Origin of the sequence: Paludifilum halophilum, from assembly GCF_002245355.1 — a bacterium.
Lineage (GTDB): Bacteria > Bacillota > Bacilli > Thermoactinomycetales > DSM-45169 > Paludifilum > Paludifilum halophilum.
Map to the genome: position 1 here is coordinate 82,803 of NZ_NOWF01000002.1, position 17,281 is coordinate 100,083.

Genomic DNA, 17,281 nt, shown 5'->3' on the forward strand with positions numbered 1-17,281 from the left:
TGTTTTCACCGGTCCGTCTCGTAGAGCATCCCCCTTTCCCAAGTCCCCGGCGGACTTCCATGCGATCAACGGATTCCTTTCACTAGAAGCGTTGTGATGAGTGCATTCTTGGTGGGTCGGGGGTTGGGTTCCACACTCCGTTTCGTTGTTCTTACGAGCCAAAGGCACTCCGTGTGGAACCCAACCCTCCCTGAAAGAGGCTTTTTTCACAATGCTTCTAGGCCGAACATCAATCCTGTCTTAAGAGGTCTTCGCCCGGATATTCTCCACCGCTTCCAAGGCCTGCTTCAGATCAAACAGGAGATCTTCCGTCTCCTCTACCCCGACGGAGTAGCGGATCAGCCCCTCGGGAATCCCCATCGCCTGCCGTTCTTTCTCGGTACATTCCACATGACTCGTCGTCCGGGGAGGACCCGCCACCGTCTCCACAGAGCCCAGGTTGGCGGCGAGATGGGCGTAACGGAGCCGAGGCAGGAACCGACGAACCGCTTCTAAACCGCCTTTCAGTGCAAAACTGAGCACTCCCCCGTATCCGTCCTTCATCTGCTTCCGGGCAATCACATGATGAACATGACCGGACAGTCCCGGATAGAAAACCGATTCCACAGCGGGATGTTCTTCCAGATAGCGGGCGATGGCAAGAGCACTTTGGTTTTGCTGGCGGATGCGAAGATGAAGGGTTTTCATCCCCCGAAGCAGAAGATAAGCGGACATGGGATGGAGGGTGGCCCCGTTGATCTCCCGGTAATGGTAGACCTGCTGAACCCGATGTTTGGATCCGCAAACCACACCACCCAGTGCATCAGCGTGTCCCCCGAGAAATTTGGTGGCACTGTGAATCACCAGATCAGCACCCAATTCCAGCGGTTTTTGGTTGACTGGAGTGGCGAAGGTGTTATCGACGACCACAATCGCCCCCACCCGTCGGGCGGCACGAGCCAACCTCTCCAAGTCCACCACCTTGAGAGTCGGATTGGTCGGTGTTTCCAGGTAGAGCACTCGACAGCCCCGGGCGATCTCCTTTTCCATAGCTTCGTGGTCCTGGGTATCGCACAACTGGACTTCCACCCGAAAGCGGGGGAGAAACTCGAGAAAGATTTTGTTCGTTCCACCATAGGTATCCTTAATCGACACAACCCGGTCCCCCGGGGAAAGAAGAGTGAACAAAACATTGCTGATGGCCGCCATCCCTGTGGAAAAACTGGTGGCCGCTTCCGCCCCTTCCAATAACCGCACCTTTTCCTCAAAGGCGTCGACGGTGGGATTGGAATTGCGTCCGTAAATGTGTCCCGTGCGTTCTCCCCGGGCTACATCATGCCAGGTGTCGATATCCTCGTAACCGAAGGAAACACTGTGTACCACCGGGACCTGTGTCGAACCCTGTACCAGGTATTCCTCCTCCCCGCCCCACACGGAGCGGGTACCGGCCAACGATTGGAGAGGAGTCCGCTCTTTCGTCATCAACGCTCACCCTTTCTCAAGGTTAAAACCGAAATCCACAACCCTGTTCCCGCAAAGCGTGCAAAGCCCGAATCGCAATCACCGTATCCTGAACACCGGTGCCGGTCAGATCGCAAACGGTAATTTCCTCCCGGCCGCGGCGGCCCGGACGTCCGTCAGCGACCAGTTCACCCAATTCCGACACATCATCCGGCTCCCGCTCGCTTCCGATCAGGGACCGCAACTCTCCGAGGCGGCGGGACTGGGCCTTCGAATCGCAGACCAGCCGGTCCGCCGCCTTCAAGACATCGGGGTCCAACTCCTGTTTCTGTTCAGCGTCGGAGCCCATCGCCGTGATATGGAGTCCGGGATGGAGCCACTCTCTCCGTACTACCGGCTGTTTGGCCGGCGTAGCGGTTATTAAAACCTGACAACTGCGAACCACCTCTTCTGGATCGCGAGCGGGAATCGCCTGCACCCCCAATTCCTCGCCCATTTCCTTACAGAATGCATTCCGGCGGGTAACCGTCGGCGAATAGACCCGCAGTTTGTCAAAGCTTCGGACCCGGGCCAACGCCCGAACCTGATACTGTGCCTGAGTCCCGGCTCCGATGACCCCCGCCGTTTTCACCTCTTCACCGCACAGATACTTGGCGGCGACAGCCCCTGCCGCAGCGGTCCGGAGATCCGTCAGGTAACCGTTATCCAAGAAAACAGCTTCCGGCACCCCGGTATCCGTACGAATCAACACCATCATCCCGTTGCCGCTGGGTAGACCCCGTTGTGGATTGCGGAAAAAACCGGAAGAGATTTTAACGGCGAAGGAATCCAAATGGGAAACAACCGCCGTTTTCACATCAACCTCACCATCGTGTTCCGGAATGTCGATACGCAGGATATCAGGCATTCTTACGGCTCCCTGCGCCAGAAAAGCAAATCCTTCCTCCACTGCAGCGATTGTCGATTCATCCACCTTCACTTGACGCCGGATCTCCTCTTCGCGAAAGATCCACATCTTTATGCACCGCTTTCTTCTAAAGGGTGAAAAATCCCGCCGACGGGACATTGAAACAACTCCCGAGGAAAAGAGGCCAACACTTCGCAACCCTTCTCCGTCACACGGAAAGTCTCACTCAATTCCACCCCGTAGCTGTCAAACCAGATTCCCGGAATCATATGAAAGGTCATGTCGGGTTCGAGAACGGTCCGGTCTCCAGCCCGCATACTGGCAGTGTGTTCTCCCCAGTCCGGCGGATAGTTGAGTCCTACAGAATAACCCAACCGGGAATCCTTTAAAAACCCTTTTCGCTCAATCGACTTCCGCCACACCTCCTCCACTTCTTCACAGGTCACCCCGGGTTTTACTGCTTCCAGAGCGGTATTCAAGCCCTCGATCACAACATCGGACAGATCCTGGACCAGGCTGGACGGAGGTCCGATCACCGCCGTCCGGGCCATCGGGCAGTGATAGCGGCGATAACAACCCGCCAGCTCCAGGATGACCGTATCCCCCGGTTTGTACTTTTGATCACTCCATGTCAAATGGGGAGTCGATGTTTTCTCACCGGAAGGCATCAAGGGGACAATCGCCGGATAATCCCCTCCGTATTCCGGAGTTCCGCTGATCTGGGCATGGTGAATGTTGGCGGCCACATCACACTCCCTCACACCGGCGGCGATGGAATCAATCCCCACCCGCATCGCCTGTTCCACAATCTTGGCGGCCTTCCTCATATAATCGATTTCCCGTTCCGACTTGATCATGCGAATTCGATTCACCAACAGCGTACTATCCTGAAAACGGGCATCAGGCAGCCCCTTTTTCAAACGCCCGAAAGCCTGCGCGGTAAAATAATAAGCATCCATCTCCACCCCGATCCGCCGGTTTCCTTGCCCGATCTGCTTCAAGATATCGGCAACAAAATCCATCGGATGCTTGGTTGGGGAATGAACATAATCATCGGGGTAAGGGATAATGTGGTCCGGGTGAAACCACACGGTCAACCGAGCCCCGTTCGCATCCTGCTTCCGGCCGATCCATAAGGGTTGTTCCTCTTCCAGTATCACGACCAAGACCTGGTGCACATAAAAAGACCACCCGTCATATCCCGAGAGGTAATACATGTTGGCGGGGTCCGTCAACAACAGGACATCGACCCCCTCCGCCTCCATGCGTTCCTTGGTCCTCAGGATCCGTTCCGTATATTCCGGTATCGAGAAGGGCAGAGTCCTCACCACCGATTCCCAACCCCCTTACACTCAAGCTTGTATTCATCGTATTCCTTTTGCCCTGTCCTGAACAATCGCAATATTGTATAAAAATAGAAGTGCTTTTTTCACCAATTTATCGAATGAACCCACACACTTGTCTTCTACGCAATCCTCCGAAGGATTTGGCCTGTCCAAGATATGGTTTATCTCACATCCGTCCATATAGGATTAATCGGGTTCAAAGGCGAATAAATTGTAAAACCGAGAGAGAACATCGACGGGAGGTGTCCCCTTTGAAGGAGCATCCCGAGAAGAAGGCAGACCGACAACCGGTGGAGATCGGTTCCATTTGGGAAGCGAAAGAGCGAATCGCTTCCCACATCCTTCAGACACCTTTGCTTCTTTCCCCCGCTTTATCAGAACACACAGGCGGCCCCGTCTATTTGAAGCTGGAAAACCTTCAGCCGACAGGTGCCTTTAAGATCCGGGGTGCCGCCAACAAAATTCTGAGCCTGTCTCCGGAACGCCAAAAGCGGGGTGTCACCACTTTTTCCACGGGCAACCACGGTCTGGCCGTCTCTTATATGGCCCGCCGGTTCGGTATTCCGGCGGTTGTCTGTGTTTCCCGCCGCGTCCCTCCGGAAAAAACCGATCCCATTCGACGTATGGGAGCCAAGCTGGTGGTTCACGGAAACGGGCAGGACGATGCAGAGTCCCAGTGTCACCGCCTGGAATGGGAAGAAGGACTCACCTTGATTCGCCCTTTTGACGATCCTGAAGTGATCGCCGGTCAAGGAACAATCGGTTTGGAACTGTTGGAACAAGTGCCCGACCTGGGTACGGTAATCGTCCCCCTTTCCGGGGGAGGACTCTTTTCGGGAATCGGTCTGGCCGTTAAAAGCAATCGCCCCGACGCCCGCATGATCGGGGTTTCCATGGAACATTCCGCTGTGATGCATCAGAGCCTGCTTCAGGGAAAACCCGTGACACTCCAGGAACAAGATACACTGGCGGACAGTCTGCTGGGCGGCATCGGCCTTGAGAACCGCTACACATTCTCCATGGTCCGTCGATGGGCCGATGAGACCCGATTGGTTTCTGAAAAAGAAATCGCCGAAGGGATGTCCTGGATGTTCCATCAGCATAAGATGGTAGTGGAAGGGGCGGCGGCCACCGGGTTGGGCGCTCTTCTCAGCGGACGAGTCCGTAGCGGATCCCAGCCCGTAGTCGTTACCATCAGCGGTTGCAACGTCGACCCGTCCGTACTGCTGAAGGCGATCGATGCGGGGGCATAAGCGGAGGTGGAGGTGAGTAACCTTGCTGACTGTCGAAAATATTCTTCAACTGGATGTGATGCATGGAGCCAACGTAAAAACCTCGGAAACTAAAGGGCTTCACAATCCGGTGGAACAGATCTCGGTGATTGAAGTCCCGGTGGAAAATTTCGTGAGAAAAAACGAGATGGTGCTGAGTACCGCTGTCGGCTGTGGCCATGATCCGCACTTGTTCTATGATTTTATTCAGGCACTGATCGAATCCGGCGCCGCCGCTCTGGTACTCGCCACGGGACATTACATCACAGAAATCCCTGAAGAAGCGATTCAGCTGGCTGAACAAAAGAAGATGCCTATAATCGAGATCCCGTGGAAAACCCGGTTCGCCGATATTGTCCATCGGGTGATCCGGGAGCTGGATCATCGCCAAGACCAAATGACCCATTTTTCCAAAGAAACTCAGGAAGAGTTGCTCCAATTGATCCTGCAGGGGGCCAATCTGACCAAACTAGCCGGAATCATTTTCCGCAAGCTGAGATATCCTGTGATCTTCGTGGATCAAAAAGGGAAAATCAAGGGAAACAGCCCCTCTTCCCAACCGTTGGTCCGTTTTTGGAGCGAGCGGTTCAAAGGGTTGGAAACTCCGGATACCAACCATATTCACGGTGAGTGGAAATGGTACGGTTTTGACGGGCGATCCTGTATCGAAATTCCGATCCGTTCTGCGCGAAAAGTGCAGGGATCCCTTTTCCTCCTGCTCCCTAAAGGAGCCGATTCTAAACCCCCTTTGGACCGGGCGGCACAGATCTATCTGGATCACGCCGCGACGGCGGCGGCCTTATGTTTTCTTCAGGAAAACGTCGCCGCGGAAACGGAGATGCGATTGCGCAGCGATTTCGTCTGGAGTCTGGCCAAGGGAGAAATCGGATCCGAGGAAGCCATCCGGAAGAAAGCTGACGCTCTGGGATACGATGCGAATCGACCCTATGTCTGCATCCTGGGTTTGATGGAGCAAAAAAACGACAGCGAAACATTCATCCGGGAACCCCCTTTACAGGAAATACTGGACGAAATCGCTTACACCAGTCGATCCATTCAGCGAAATATCATGACCACCCGACAACTGGATCAGTTCATCCTTTATTTGGAAACTCCCGAGCAACGGGTGATCGACACGGTTCAAACCTTCCTGGACATCCTGGAAGGACGCGTTTACGAACGTTTTCCGGAGTGGAGCATCTCCTGGGGGATCGGGGAGAGCCGTGCCGGAATCAACACCTTTCGGGAAAGCTACCTGGACGCGCGAACCGCTCTTGACATCGGCCGGCGTCAAAAAGGCCCGGGCCACCGGAATTTTTACATGGATACCGGACTCTACCGGGCCCTGCAACATTTATCGGAGCATCCGGATATGCGAGAGATCACCTGGTCCTCCATGGGGCGTCTTCTCGGCTACAGCAAGCAGCGGGGAATCGACCTGGTGGAAACCTTCACCTCCTACCTCCGCAACCAGTGCAACGTCAGCCAAACCGCCAGGGAGCTCAACCTTCACCGGCAATCTCTGCTGTACCGGCTGCGCAAAATCGAGTCCCTGACCGGACGCTCCCTCCTCAACCCGGACGATCTGTTTTTATTACAACTGAGCATCAAGTTGTGGTCCAGCAAAAAAGAAGACGAATACCGACCTTGGGGAAAATAGTGTCAAAAAATGCGAAACGGGCGCCCTTCGGCGCCCGTCTCTCATCTATCCGTGTTTACGGATTCGGAATTGCTTGTTCAGAAGCTGCCAGTTCTCCGGAAACTCATCCCCCAGCACCCAATAGCTGATGCCGCGGAGGTTGTATTTTTTGACCAGATCCAGCTTGGCCTGGACACTTTGTTTGTTTTCATACCAAACAATATGGTCGTTTCCATTGTCATCGGTGTATTTAAACCAGGGAGCCTGATCCTTTTGATCATAGTTGATGGTGGCTCCTCTTTTCTTCGCCAAAGCGGCGGCCTCAACGGGGCTGATCTTTTTCGCATTGGTTCCTTCCCGGTAAGGAAGCCTCCAGTCATAGCCGTAGAGCGGAGCCCCCATCATGATTTTATCCCGGGGGATGACGGAAGTGGCGTAATCCAAGACTTGACGAACCTTTGGTGTAGGAGCGACAGCCATCGGGGGACCGCCGGTCCAACCCCATTCATAGGTCATTAAAACCACGAAGTCGACAATTTTGCCGTGGGCGGCATAGTCATGGGCACCATGCCAGCCTCCGGTTTGTTTTGCGCTGGTTTTGGGAGCCAAGGCAGTGGAGACGGGATATCCGGCCTTTTTCACCCGGGGAGTGATTTCCCGCAAGAAGTCGTTGTATTTTTTCTTATCCTCCGGCCTGATATGCTCAAAGTCGATATTCAGAGCGTAAAAATCTTTTTTCTCCAAAGTGTTGAGTACATTTTTGATCAAGCGTTTCCGGGCCTTCGAATCATTGAAAATCGACCGGGGGATCTCCGGGGAAAAGGTCCCTTCCTCAAAGTTGGTAATCACCAGCATCGGAGAGGTCCGCCTCCGGTGGATCTCCTCCATAGCCGCCTCATCCTCGAGAGGGATCAGATCGCCATTCGGTTTGACACGATAGCTGAAAGGACTGATATAGGTCAAATATTTGGCCATCCGGTCAACTATGCGGCGATCCGTCTCAGAGGTGTTGGGCTGGAGATAACCGTTGGTTTCGATAACGGGGGAATTCCTGTTCCGCCCGGATCCCTTTTCGGGGTGGGTGATTTTTTCCGGCTGTGTAGGACCGGGATGTTGCCGGTTGGCTTGGGGCTCGGGGGAAGAATGGTTCGAACCTTGGTTCCCGTTCCCTCCCGTCCCGCAACCGGTAAAAACGAGAACTGTACACAGCAGTACATGAACGAATGTAGTTTTTCTCATCGTGGAATCTCCTTTTCGACTTTCTGGTATATGTACTGTTCCAACCGCCTCCCTTTTATGCGCTGAATGGATGGATCCTAGATCGGTCCTCGGTGATCCTCTTCGTCCATCGCCGCAAAACAGAAAAAGCTGTTGGCCTGGATCGGCCAACAGCTTTTTATCAAACGGATACCGATTTGGTTATTGCGAATTCTCTTCACCCAAATTGAACCGGCTCAGGAAACTCTGTAACCGTTCCGATTCCGGTTGCACAAACAATTTCGACGGAGGACCCTGCTCCTGGATGCATCCTTCATCAAAGAAAGCCACACGATCCGACACATCCCGGGCGAAACTCATCTCGTGGGTGATCAGCATCATCGCCATCTCCCCTTCGGCGGCGATCTCTTTGATCACATCCAGCACTTCCCCTACCGTTTCGGGGTCCAGTGCAGAAGTGGGCTCATCGAAGAGCATCACCTTGGGCCGCATCACCAGTGCCCGGGCAATAGCCACCCGTTGCTGTTGTCCACCGGAGAGGTTGGCGGGATACGCTTTTGCTTTATCGGTCAGACCCACCTTTTCCAGCATCCCCATCGCTCTCTCCCGAGCCTCTTCTTTGGACAGACCCAGCACTTTGACCGGAGCTTCCGTCAGATTGCGCAAAATCGTCATGTGGGGAAACAGATTGAAGTGCTGAAACACCATGCCGATATCTCCCCGCACTTCGTGCAAATGTTTTTCATTCGCTTCCACCAGTTTCCCCTTTACTTCCTTGTGCCACAATTGCCGTCCATCCACTTCGATCGTTCCGGACGTGGGTTTTTCCAGCGTCATCAACAACCGGGCCAACGTCGTCTTCCCGGAACCGCTGGGACCGATGATCGCGACCCGCTCTCCGGGCATCAGATCAAAGTCCACTTCTTTGAGTACTTGGTTTTCACCAAAGGATTTGCTCACCTTCCGATAGCGGACGATCGGCAGCGCTTCTTCCTTCTTTTCCGTTCCTTGCGTCTCCTCTTCCTTTTCCAGCGTAGCCGTCTGTGTCTCTTCGGCGCTCACATTATCACTTCCTTCCTTATATCCCTATTTTTTACTCAGGTCAAGGCGCATCTCCAGCCGTTGAAACAGCAGGGAAGCACCGTAGCTCATGATGAGGAAAAAGATCCCGACCAGCGTGATCGGCTCCACATAGCGGAATGTTTCGGAGCCGATGATCTGCGCCTTCCCCAACAGCTCCACCAACGTAATCGCTGACAAAATCGGCGTCTCCTTAAACATCACGATCAGATAATTGCCCATAACCGGAATGACGGGACGAATCGCCTGAGGTAAAATGATCGTTTTCCACTTCTGGACAGGCGAAAAATTAAGAGCCGTCGCCGCCTCCCACTGTCCTTTGGGGACGGATTCGATACCGGCGCGGTATACTTCCGACAGGAAGGTGCTATAATGAATCCCCAAACCGAGAACACCCGCAACAAAGGGGGTCAAGGCAATCCCGTACCTCGGCAATACATAAAAGATGAAAAACAGCTGAACCAAAGGCGGGGTCGTCCGGATAAACTGGACAAACCAATAAGCGGCCACTGATAAAGGTCTGAACTGGGACCGCCGGGCAAAAGCCAGAACCAATCCCCACACCATCGCTACCAGGTAAGCGACCAGGGTAGCGGAGATCGTGATATATACGACTTCCATCAATTGCGGTAAAACTTCATTGATTGTAAATTCCCAATCCCATGCCATCGATTATGACCTCCCCACTGAAAATCTGCGTTCGGCCCAACGGGTCAACAGAGAGAGAGGATAACCGATGATAAAGTAAAGGATCAACAATATACCAAATATTTGAAGAGTATATTCCTCCGCATTCGTCCGCATGGATTTCGCTTCAAAGGTCATATCGGGAATCGTGATCAGCGATACCAAGGCTGTCCCCTTCAACAATTCGATCAGCAGGTTGCCGAAAGAAGGCAACATCGTGCGGAAGGCCTGAGGCAGGATGATTAATCGCATGCGCTGACCGGGAGTCATATTGAGAGCGATTCCGGCCTCGGTCTGCCCTTGGGGAATCGACAGGATCGCACTGCGAACCACTTCCGAACCGTAAGCCCCATAGTTAATCCCCAGGGCTAAAATGCCCACCAACCCCGTCGGCAACTCCAGCCCCAGCAGAGGCAAAGCAAAATACAGCCAGAACAACTGAACCAACAACGATGTCCCGCGAAAAAATTCAACTAAAAATGCGGAAACGAAACGGATGATCCTAAATTTAGAAAGACGTCCAAAACCTCCGAGAAAGGAGAGGAAAAAGGCGAGAATAGCAGACAATACGGTGAGTTGAACCGTTACTGCGGCGCCGGGTAACAATCGGTCGAAAATATGGGCGATAACATCGATGGGTACCACATCCTTTCCGTTCGTCCTCGGTTGAACGGAAACAGGAGCCGAAAAAGGTACTTTCCCTCTTCGGCTCCCTCATCCGTTAAGAACCTTTACAAAGTTGCTCGGTGGTTTTGTCTCCCGGCAAATCATCCTCGGTAAAACCGAAGGGCTTGATCGTTTCCAACAACTCACCGGATTCCTTCAGCTTTTTCAGTTCTTTGTTGTAAGCATCCCTGAGTTCCTCGTCATCGGTGCGGAAAGCGGCCGCACCGGTGCCCCGGGGTTCAGGCGGCTGTTTAAAATCCTCCACGACCTCGATCTTCTTCGCGTTGGCGGACTCCAGCACCGCCTCCAAGGACGGACCCGTCATCGTGATCCCGTCCACCCGGCCGGATTGGAGTGCGGAAACAGCTGAAGGCTGGTTAGGTACAATTTTCATCTGATCCTTTTTGACGCCGGCATTCTCCATATAGGAAACTTCTATGGCGCCTTTCATTACAGCAATCTTCACATCGGGATTTTCAGCGACATCCTCATAACTCTTCAGGTTTTCGGGATTGCCTTCCTTCACGGCCAATGCCTCACTGATGCTGTATTCCGGTTCACCGAAAGCGACTTCCTTACACCGCTCCGGCGTGATATACATTCCTGCCGTAACGACGTCAAACCGTCCCGCTTTCAAACCGGGAATCAAAGAACCGAAATCGGTGACGACAGGCTCAATTTCATCGATCCCCATTCGCTTGAAAACCTTTCGAGCGATTTCAACGGCTTCCCCCGTCGGCTTTCCATCTTCATCCTTATAGGCGAAAGGCTTTTCGTCAGCGAAACCGACGGTAATCTTCCCCTCCTTTTTCGCCTTTTCCAGGGTAGACCCTTCCGAATCCGCCCCTAGATCCAGATTTCCACAACCGGCAATTGACGTGACCAAGACCACCATCAAAGACCAAAGGAACAACTTTTTCAAAACAACATCCCCCTTGAAATAAATGGTCGAGGCGCGGTTTCAACAAGGGCCCCGATAAACGGTCGGATAAAAAGGAATATTCCAAACAGTACACTCCCGTTTACTCACACCACCGATATGGAATGTACACCCAACCGGTATACCCATCAACGATATCGGCCGGGATGCCCTCCAACCGCCTCTTCAATGGAATGACAAAAAATCTGTGTGTCAAAGATTATCAGTCGAGATGAATAAAAGCAAATAGGCTCTTCCGCTCTTCATGGGGTTCAGGTCCACTTCAAACCTCTTGGACCAAGGGAAGACGGGATAACAACCGATTGAAGGAATATACGCACAAATCCTCTTTCCAGGAAACCCGCCTCTCTGTCCTATGACAACTATATTTGAACATACCTCCACCCATTCCTTCATTATCACCCTTCATATCCTTTTAAACTTCTTTTTCGTTCATTTCCTCGACCCCCTCCCCTTCAAAAGATAAAAAACAACTTTTCGCCCATCGAGGGATCCCCTCTCATTTTCTTCGAAACCGGCTCTTTAAGGGACTTTGTTTCTGTTTTTACTTAATAAAAACATTCACATCTTAGAAACCTCCCCCCTCTTAAGGGTGTATGTGGTCCATAGACACCGCATATTTTTAAGAAAGGGTTCTCGTTTTCTTTCAGCCCCTTTGAGCGGGTTTAAACTGGTTTAAAAGGAGTATAGTCCCTTGGACGACTGCGGCTGTTGGCGTTAGCATTAAAGACGGATTGTAAACGATCACCGATCCATTCAATCATTCACTAGGAGGGTGATGGCCAAATCGGTAAACAAGCGACCACTGTCGTAAAAGAGGACCAATCCGAGACACCGACCGGGGCAAACACCGGAATCGGCTACGCTGATCCGAAGCTCCGGTATTCCTTACGTTTTCGCAAGTCTGAAGACAAAGACGGTGCCGAAGTTTGGAATCTGATCAAACGAGCCGGAGTATTGGATCTTAATTCCTCTTACAGTTATTTGATGCTGTGCAAGTTTTTCTCTGAAACCTGCGTCATCGCCGAAGAAAACGACCGTATCGTCGGGTTTGTCTCGGCGTTTATTCCTCCCGAATCACAGGATACGGTATTTGTGTGGCAGGTGGCTGTAGATGCTTCACAGCGGGGAAAAGGGTTGGGTAAGACCTTGTTGAAAGAACTTCTCAACCGGAACGCTTGTGACGATGTTCGCTTTCTCGAAGCGACCGTTTCACCTTCCAACGTCCCGTCCCAATCCCTTTTCAAGAGCGTGGCGAAGGATCTTGACACCCAATGTCAAGTATTCGAGTGTTTCCCTGAAAATCTGTTCCCCGATGAACAGCATGAGTCAGAGTGGACCTATCGGATCGGTCCCTTTTAAGACGGAAAATACCGAGGAGGTATCTTAGACCCTTGCAAACTTCTGAAAAAACAGCTGTCGATATGAGTGTATTTGACCAGATGGAGTCGGAGGTGCGCAGTTACTGCCGCAGCTTTCCGACGGTTTTCGAAAAAGCGAACGGTTATAAACTTTGGGATACGCAAGGCCGCCAGTTCATCGACTTTTTCGCCGGAGCAGGCGCATTGAACTACGGTCATAACGATCCCGGCATAAAGCAAAAACTGTTGGATTACATTGCGGAAGACGGTGTCATCCACAGTCTGGATATGGCTACAACCAAAAAGGAAGAGTTTTTAAAGCGGTTCCGCGAAGTGATCCTCGAGCCTCGCCAACTGGATTACAAAGTGATGTTCCCCGGACCGACAGGAACCAACACCGTGGAAAGCGCCCTGAAACTGGCCCGTAAAATCACCGGTCGGGAAACGATCATCAGCTTTACCCAAGGCTTTCACGGAATGACCCTGGGAGCCTTGTCCGTCACGGGGAATTCCTTTAAACGGCACGGGGCAGGGGTTCCCTTGAACCACGCCGTCTCTATGCCCTATGACAATTTCTTGGGAGACGATATCGACTCGCTGACTCTGTTGGAGCGGTTCCTGGAAGACAAGGGAAGCGGTGTCTCTCTCCCTGCCGCCATCATCCTGGAAACCGTCCAAGGGGAAGGCGGTATCAACGTCGCCAGCCAGGAATGGCTCAAGCGGGTGGAAGAAATCTGCCGTCGCTGGGACATTCTCCTGATCATCGATGATGTCCAGGCGGGCTGCGGCCGAACCGGCCCCTTCTTCAGCTTCGAACCTTCCGGGATCCAGCCGGATATCGTCTGTCTATCCAAATCCATCGGCGGTTATGGACTTCCTTTTGCCATCACCCTGATCAAACCGGAGTTGGATGAGTGGGCTCCCGGCGAACACAACGGGACCTTCCGCGGTCACAACTTGGCCTTCGTAGCGGCGACGGAAGCCTTGCGCTTCTGGGAAACCGACGAATTCGCCAAGGAAACCATTCGCAAAGGGGAAAAAGTGAACCTCTTTTTGAAACAGCTCACCGAAAAATACCCCCAAGCCCAACTGGAAGCCCGGGGCCGCGGGTTGATGCAAGGTCTCGCTTTCGGTGTCGACGACCTGGCGGACAAAGTGTGCGAACTCGCCTTCGAACGGGGACTGATCGCCGAAACCTCGGGTTCCAAAGGGGAAGTGGCTAAAGTCATGCCTCCGCTCATCATCGACGATGAAGGATTGGATCAAGGACTATCCATTCTCGAAGATAGTATTATTGAAGCGACAAAAACGGTAAACAACTAAGCCCAGGACCATAACTTCAACACTGAAAGGAAGAAAGCCATGATCGTCAAACAGCTTGAAGATCTCATCAATACCGAAGACGAAGTAAAAGGTGAAACCTGGACCAGCCGCCGTCTTCTCCTGAAGAAGGACAATGTAGGTTTTTCCCTTCACGACACCATTATCAAAGCCGGTACCGTTACCGATATGTGGTATAAAAATCACATCGAAGCAGTATATTGCGTTCAGGGCGAAGGTGAAGTGGAAACCGTGGAAGACGGAACCGTCTATCCGATCAAAAACGGTACCCTTTACACTTTGAACGGCCATGAAAAACATCAACTGCGGGCCAAAACGGAAATGCGTATGATTTGCGTGTTCAACCCGCCGGTCACGGGTCGCGAAACCCACGACGAAGAAGGAGCCTACCCCTTACTGGAGGATTAAACCCACTCGTTAACAACTGAAAAGCTGTACAAAAGCCGCTTGTCGGCACTTCGGTATGCATGAAACAGATACTAAAACATCATACAGGAGTGATTTACGATGACGGACCTCTATCCTTCCCGAGTGAGTGACAAGCCGATGATCTTGGACCGGAAAGATCCGGTCATCCATAGCGGGCCGCAGGGGTTGCATGACGGACCTCTTCATATGGATCAACTCGATTTTTACGAGAAGAACGGTTTTCTGCTGTTGAAGAACTTCTTCAACGAGGAAGAAGTCAAGAAGATGCGCGGAGAGCTGGACCGGCTCTGGGACGAAAACCGGTACAACCACTCTCCGGAGGTCATCCGGGAACTGGAAAGCAACGAAATCCGTTCGATCTTCGACGCCCATCGGAAAAACGAGATGTTTGGCCGATTGGCTGAAGACCCTCGAATCACCGACATGATCCAACAGCTCTTGGGCAGCGATGTCTACGTCCATCAATTCCGGATCAACTTCAAACCCGGATTCAAGGGCAAGGAGTTCTATTGGCACTCCGATTTTGAAACCTGGCACGTGGAGGACGGAATGCCCCGGATGAGGGCCGTCAGCTGTTCCATCCTGCTGACGGATAACTACTCCTATAACGGACCGTTATTGTTGATCCCCGGTTCCCACAAGCACTACATCTCCTGCGTCGGGGAAACCCCGGAGGACAATTACAAGTCCTCGCTGAAAAAGCAGGAGTTGGGGGTTCCGGATCACGACAGTCTTTCCCGGTTGTTCGAACAGGGCGGCATCACCTCCGCCACCGGCCCTGCCGGATCCCTTCTGTTGTTCGAATGCAATGTCATGCACGGGTCCAGCGGGAACATCTCTCCTTTGCCCCGGAGTAATGTTTTCTTCGTCTTCAACAGTGTGGAAAACACGTTGGTGGAACCTTTCTCCGGATTGAAACCCCGTCCGGATTTCATCGCCAACCGGCGGATGAAATCCCCGGCCTTGCAGGAATAATATGTATTGAACGTATGGAAGCCGCCACTAGGGCGGCTTTTTTTTATGGTCCCACCGGTTCAAAGCCGGTTCAGGTTCATGATGACTGTGTTAAATCTTCCATCACCCGCTGAAACAACTGTTTCGCTCGCTGATCTTTACTGTCGGAAACGTCACGGATCAGGACAGCGACGGAATAGCGGGGCTGGTCCACCGGTCCGTAACCCACCATCCACTTGTTGTATGTCGACGGGGATTCTCCCCTCTCGGCGGTCCCGGTTTTTCCCGCCAAAGGGGCGGAAGCCTGTTTCATCGATTGCGCCGTTCCCTGAGTAACGACCAGCCGTATCATCTGGCGAATCCGGGAAAGTGTCTCAGGCTGAATCGGCTGTTCATTCTTCAGGACATGACGTTGAAAACGAAAGTGTGTTTTTCCATCCGGGCGCCGGATCTCCTTAACGATGCGGGGATTCATGGTCTTCCCTCCGTGGAAGAGAGCCGTCACCATATTGACCGCCTGCACCGGCGTCATCCGTACATCCCGCTGGCCGATCCCGGTTTGGACCATGGCCCCCGGATCTTTGCGGGAGGTCGATTCCGCGAAGATCAGGCCGGACTGTTCCCCCGGCAGTTGTCGGAATTCGGTCCCCCCGGGTCCTTCTCCCGACCACAAAACCTTTTGTCCCAGTCCCAGCTTCCGGGCATACTCTTCCATGGTTTTTCCTCCGACCTTTTCAGCCACTTGAGCGAATACCACATTACAGGAATTGGCGTAAGCCTCGGCCAGCGTCTGTTTTCCGTGGCGATGGGGACACGTTAATCCATGACTCCCCCGTTCTCCGTTGCAATGAAAGGTATCGGAAGGGCTCACCTTACCCGTGTCGAGAGCGGCCGCCGCCGCCACGGTTTTAAAAATGGACCCGGGGGTGGTCGCCATTAGAGCGCGATTATGCCAAGGATTCTGATCTTCCTCCGCTGTGTCCGAATCGGGTCGGCTCGCCATAGCCAGGAGATCCCCGGATTGGAGATCTTGAACCACGATGGCCCCTTCCCGAACCCCGGCCCGATCCATGGCCCCTTCCACCCTGCGTTGGATTCCTTGATCCAGAGTGGTCACCAGCTGAAACGGCGGACGAGGACTTCCTTCTTCCTGTGAAGCGACATGAACTCCGTTAAGTGGACGTCCTCTTCCATCCGTCGCATAAGTGAGAAAATGCTCTTCTCCACCCCGCAAAAAGGGTTCAAAGGCCGCTTCCAATCCGGACAACCCAATCGGCGATTGGGCATCGTACACTCCCTTCTTCCACTCCTCGGGGTATTTCTTCTGAATCAAAAAAGGATTGCGTCCCAAATGGCCGATCACCTGCTGGGCCACCCGATCAGAGGCAAAGCGATTATCCGATTCAAAAGCGTAAATCCCCGGTATGTCCAAGGAGCGAACCTTTTGGACTTGAGAGTTTGTCAATATCATTTCTCCGCCCTTGGCGTCAGTTAAGGCGACAGGCCGTTGCAAGGAAGTGACTTTCTTCAACAGCTTTGAGTAAGGATAATCGATGAGTTTCGCCAAGGTTCGCAGTTGATCCTCATGGGCTTCCAACTGGTTTTCTCCCATGGGAAAGGTGATGAGGCGCAGTCCCCTTTTCCCCGTCATCCTCTTTCCGTTCCGGTCCAAAATCATCCCGCGTCCACTGTCCACCGTGAAAATCCGACTTTGCTGTTCCTGGGCCCGGGTGATCAGATCCGCCTTTTCATCGGCAAAAGAGCGGGCGGCCACCACCTGGATCCAATACAACCGCAAAAGAATACTGCAAAAGAAAACGACCAACACCCCGGCGACAATCCAGGACCTCCGTTTCTTCCTTTGCCCTATTTCCCTCATGTTCAAGGCCCCCTGTACTGTCCATCTTAGGCATCACAGACGGCCGCTAAACAAAACTTCCCCGAATCGGCAGAGCCGGCTACATAACCATCCCGCAAAATACACACGCTATTTAGGCAAACC

General features: G+C 52.9%; 15 protein-coding genes. 6 read left to right on the plus strand and 9 right to left on the minus strand.

Annotated features, from left to right (window positions below; translation table 11 throughout):
- Positions 1-240: 240 nt before the first annotated feature.
- From CHM34_RS03270 to CHM34_RS03280, 3 genes are read right to left on the minus strand one after another with little or no spacing between them, the layout of a single operon-like run.
- Positions 241-1,461: a cystathionine gamma-synthase family protein gene (locus CHM34_RS03270; RefSeq protein WP_094263172.1), complete on the minus strand. Its 1,221-nt coding sequence runs from the start codon at positions 1,459-1,461 to the stop codon at positions 241-243.
- 22 nt (positions 1,462-1,483) lie between these two features.
- On the minus strand, positions 1,484-2,455 hold the full coding sequence (locus CHM34_RS03275; protein WP_094263173.1) for a cyclodeaminase: 972 nt from the start codon (positions 2,453-2,455) through the stop codon (positions 1,484-1,486).
- Between the two features lie 2 nt (positions 2,456-2,457).
- Positions 2,458-3,666 (minus strand): M24 family metallopeptidase, encoded by a 1,209-nt coding sequence (locus CHM34_RS03280; protein ID WP_094263504.1) that lies wholly within the window; start codon positions 3,664-3,666, stop codon positions 2,458-2,460.
- 278 nt (positions 3,667-3,944) lie between these two features.
- Between CHM34_RS03280 and eutB the strand changes: the two genes are divergently transcribed.
- On the plus strand, positions 3,945-4,946 hold the full coding sequence (eutB, locus tag CHM34_RS03285; protein ID WP_240511851.1) for a hydroxyectoine utilization dehydratase EutB: 1,002 nt from the start codon (positions 3,945-3,947) through the stop codon (positions 4,944-4,946).
- A 22-nt stretch (positions 4,947-4,968) separates the two neighbouring features.
- The gene (locus CHM34_RS03290) at positions 4,969-6,624 is read left to right on the plus strand and encodes a PucR family transcriptional regulator (protein WP_094263175.1); all 1,656 of its coding nucleotides are present in this window, start codon (positions 4,969-4,971) and stop codon (positions 6,622-6,624) included.
- Between the two features lie 45 nt (positions 6,625-6,669).
- Here the strand turns inward: CHM34_RS03290 and CHM34_RS03295 are convergent, their stop codons facing one another.
- The 5 genes from CHM34_RS03295 to ehuB all read right to left on the minus strand — a co-directional run bounded on the left by CHM34_RS03295 (position 6,670) and on the right by ehuB (position 11,176).
- Positions 6,670-7,842, minus strand: a complete 1,173-nt coding sequence (locus CHM34_RS03295) for a glycosyl hydrolase family 18 protein (RefSeq protein WP_094263176.1) — start codon at positions 7,840-7,842, stop codon at positions 6,670-6,672.
- A gap of 180 nt (positions 7,843-8,022) precedes the next feature.
- Positions 8,023-8,853, minus strand: a complete 831-nt coding sequence (ehuA, locus tag CHM34_RS03300) for an ectoine/hydroxyectoine ABC transporter ATP-binding protein EhuA (RefSeq protein WP_276207679.1) — start codon at positions 8,851-8,853, stop codon at positions 8,023-8,025.
- A gap of 54 nt (positions 8,854-8,907) precedes the next feature.
- Positions 8,908-9,570: an ectoine/hydroxyectoine ABC transporter permease subunit EhuD gene (ehuD, locus tag CHM34_RS03305; protein ID WP_094263178.1), complete on the minus strand. Its 663-nt coding sequence runs from the start codon at positions 9,568-9,570 to the stop codon at positions 8,908-8,910.
- A 3-nt stretch (positions 9,571-9,573) separates the two neighbouring features.
- Positions 9,574-10,233, minus strand: a complete 660-nt coding sequence (ehuC, locus tag CHM34_RS03310; protein WP_240511852.1) for an ectoine/hydroxyectoine ABC transporter permease subunit EhuC — start codon at positions 10,231-10,233, stop codon at positions 9,574-9,576.
- A gap of 76 nt (positions 10,234-10,309) precedes the next feature.
- Positions 10,310-11,176: an ectoine/hydroxyectoine ABC transporter substrate-binding protein EhuB gene (ehuB, locus tag CHM34_RS03315; RefSeq protein ID WP_240511853.1), complete on the minus strand. Its 867-nt coding sequence runs from the start codon at positions 11,174-11,176 to the stop codon at positions 10,310-10,312.
- A gap of 957 nt (positions 11,177-12,133) precedes the next feature.
- On the opposite strand from ehuB, the gene ectA reads away from it, so the two are divergent.
- The 4 genes from ectA (at position 12,134) to thpD (ending at position 15,300) form a co-directional block, all read left to right on the plus strand.
- Positions 12,134-12,556: a diaminobutyrate acetyltransferase gene (ectA, locus tag CHM34_RS03325; protein WP_338048644.1), complete on the plus strand. Its 423-nt coding sequence runs from the start codon at positions 12,134-12,136 to the stop codon at positions 12,554-12,556.
- Between the two features lie 62 nt (positions 12,557-12,618).
- Positions 12,619-13,878, plus strand: coding sequence for a diaminobutyrate--2-oxoglutarate transaminase (gene ectB, locus CHM34_RS03330; RefSeq protein ID WP_094263507.1), 1,260 nt, complete (start codon positions 12,619-12,621; stop codon positions 13,876-13,878).
- Positions 13,879-13,917: 39 nt separating this feature from the next.
- Positions 13,918-14,304 carry an ectoine synthase gene (locus tag CHM34_RS03335; RefSeq protein ID WP_094263181.1) on the plus strand — a complete coding sequence of 129 codons (387 nt, stop codon included), beginning with the start codon at positions 13,918-13,920 and terminating at the stop codon, positions 14,302-14,304.
- A gap of 99 nt (positions 14,305-14,403) precedes the next feature.
- Positions 14,404-15,300: an ectoine hydroxylase gene (gene thpD, locus CHM34_RS03340; protein WP_094263182.1), complete on the plus strand. Its 897-nt coding sequence runs from the start codon at positions 14,404-14,406 to the stop codon at positions 15,298-15,300.
- 76 nt (positions 15,301-15,376) lie between these two features.
- On the opposite strand, the gene CHM34_RS03345 is transcribed toward thpD, so the two are convergent.
- A complete protein-coding gene (locus CHM34_RS03345; protein ID WP_094263183.1) occupies positions 15,377-17,158 on the minus strand; it encodes a peptidoglycan D,D-transpeptidase FtsI family protein in 1,782 nt (593 codons plus the stop codon).
- Between the last annotated feature and the right edge of the window lie 123 nt (positions 17,159-17,281).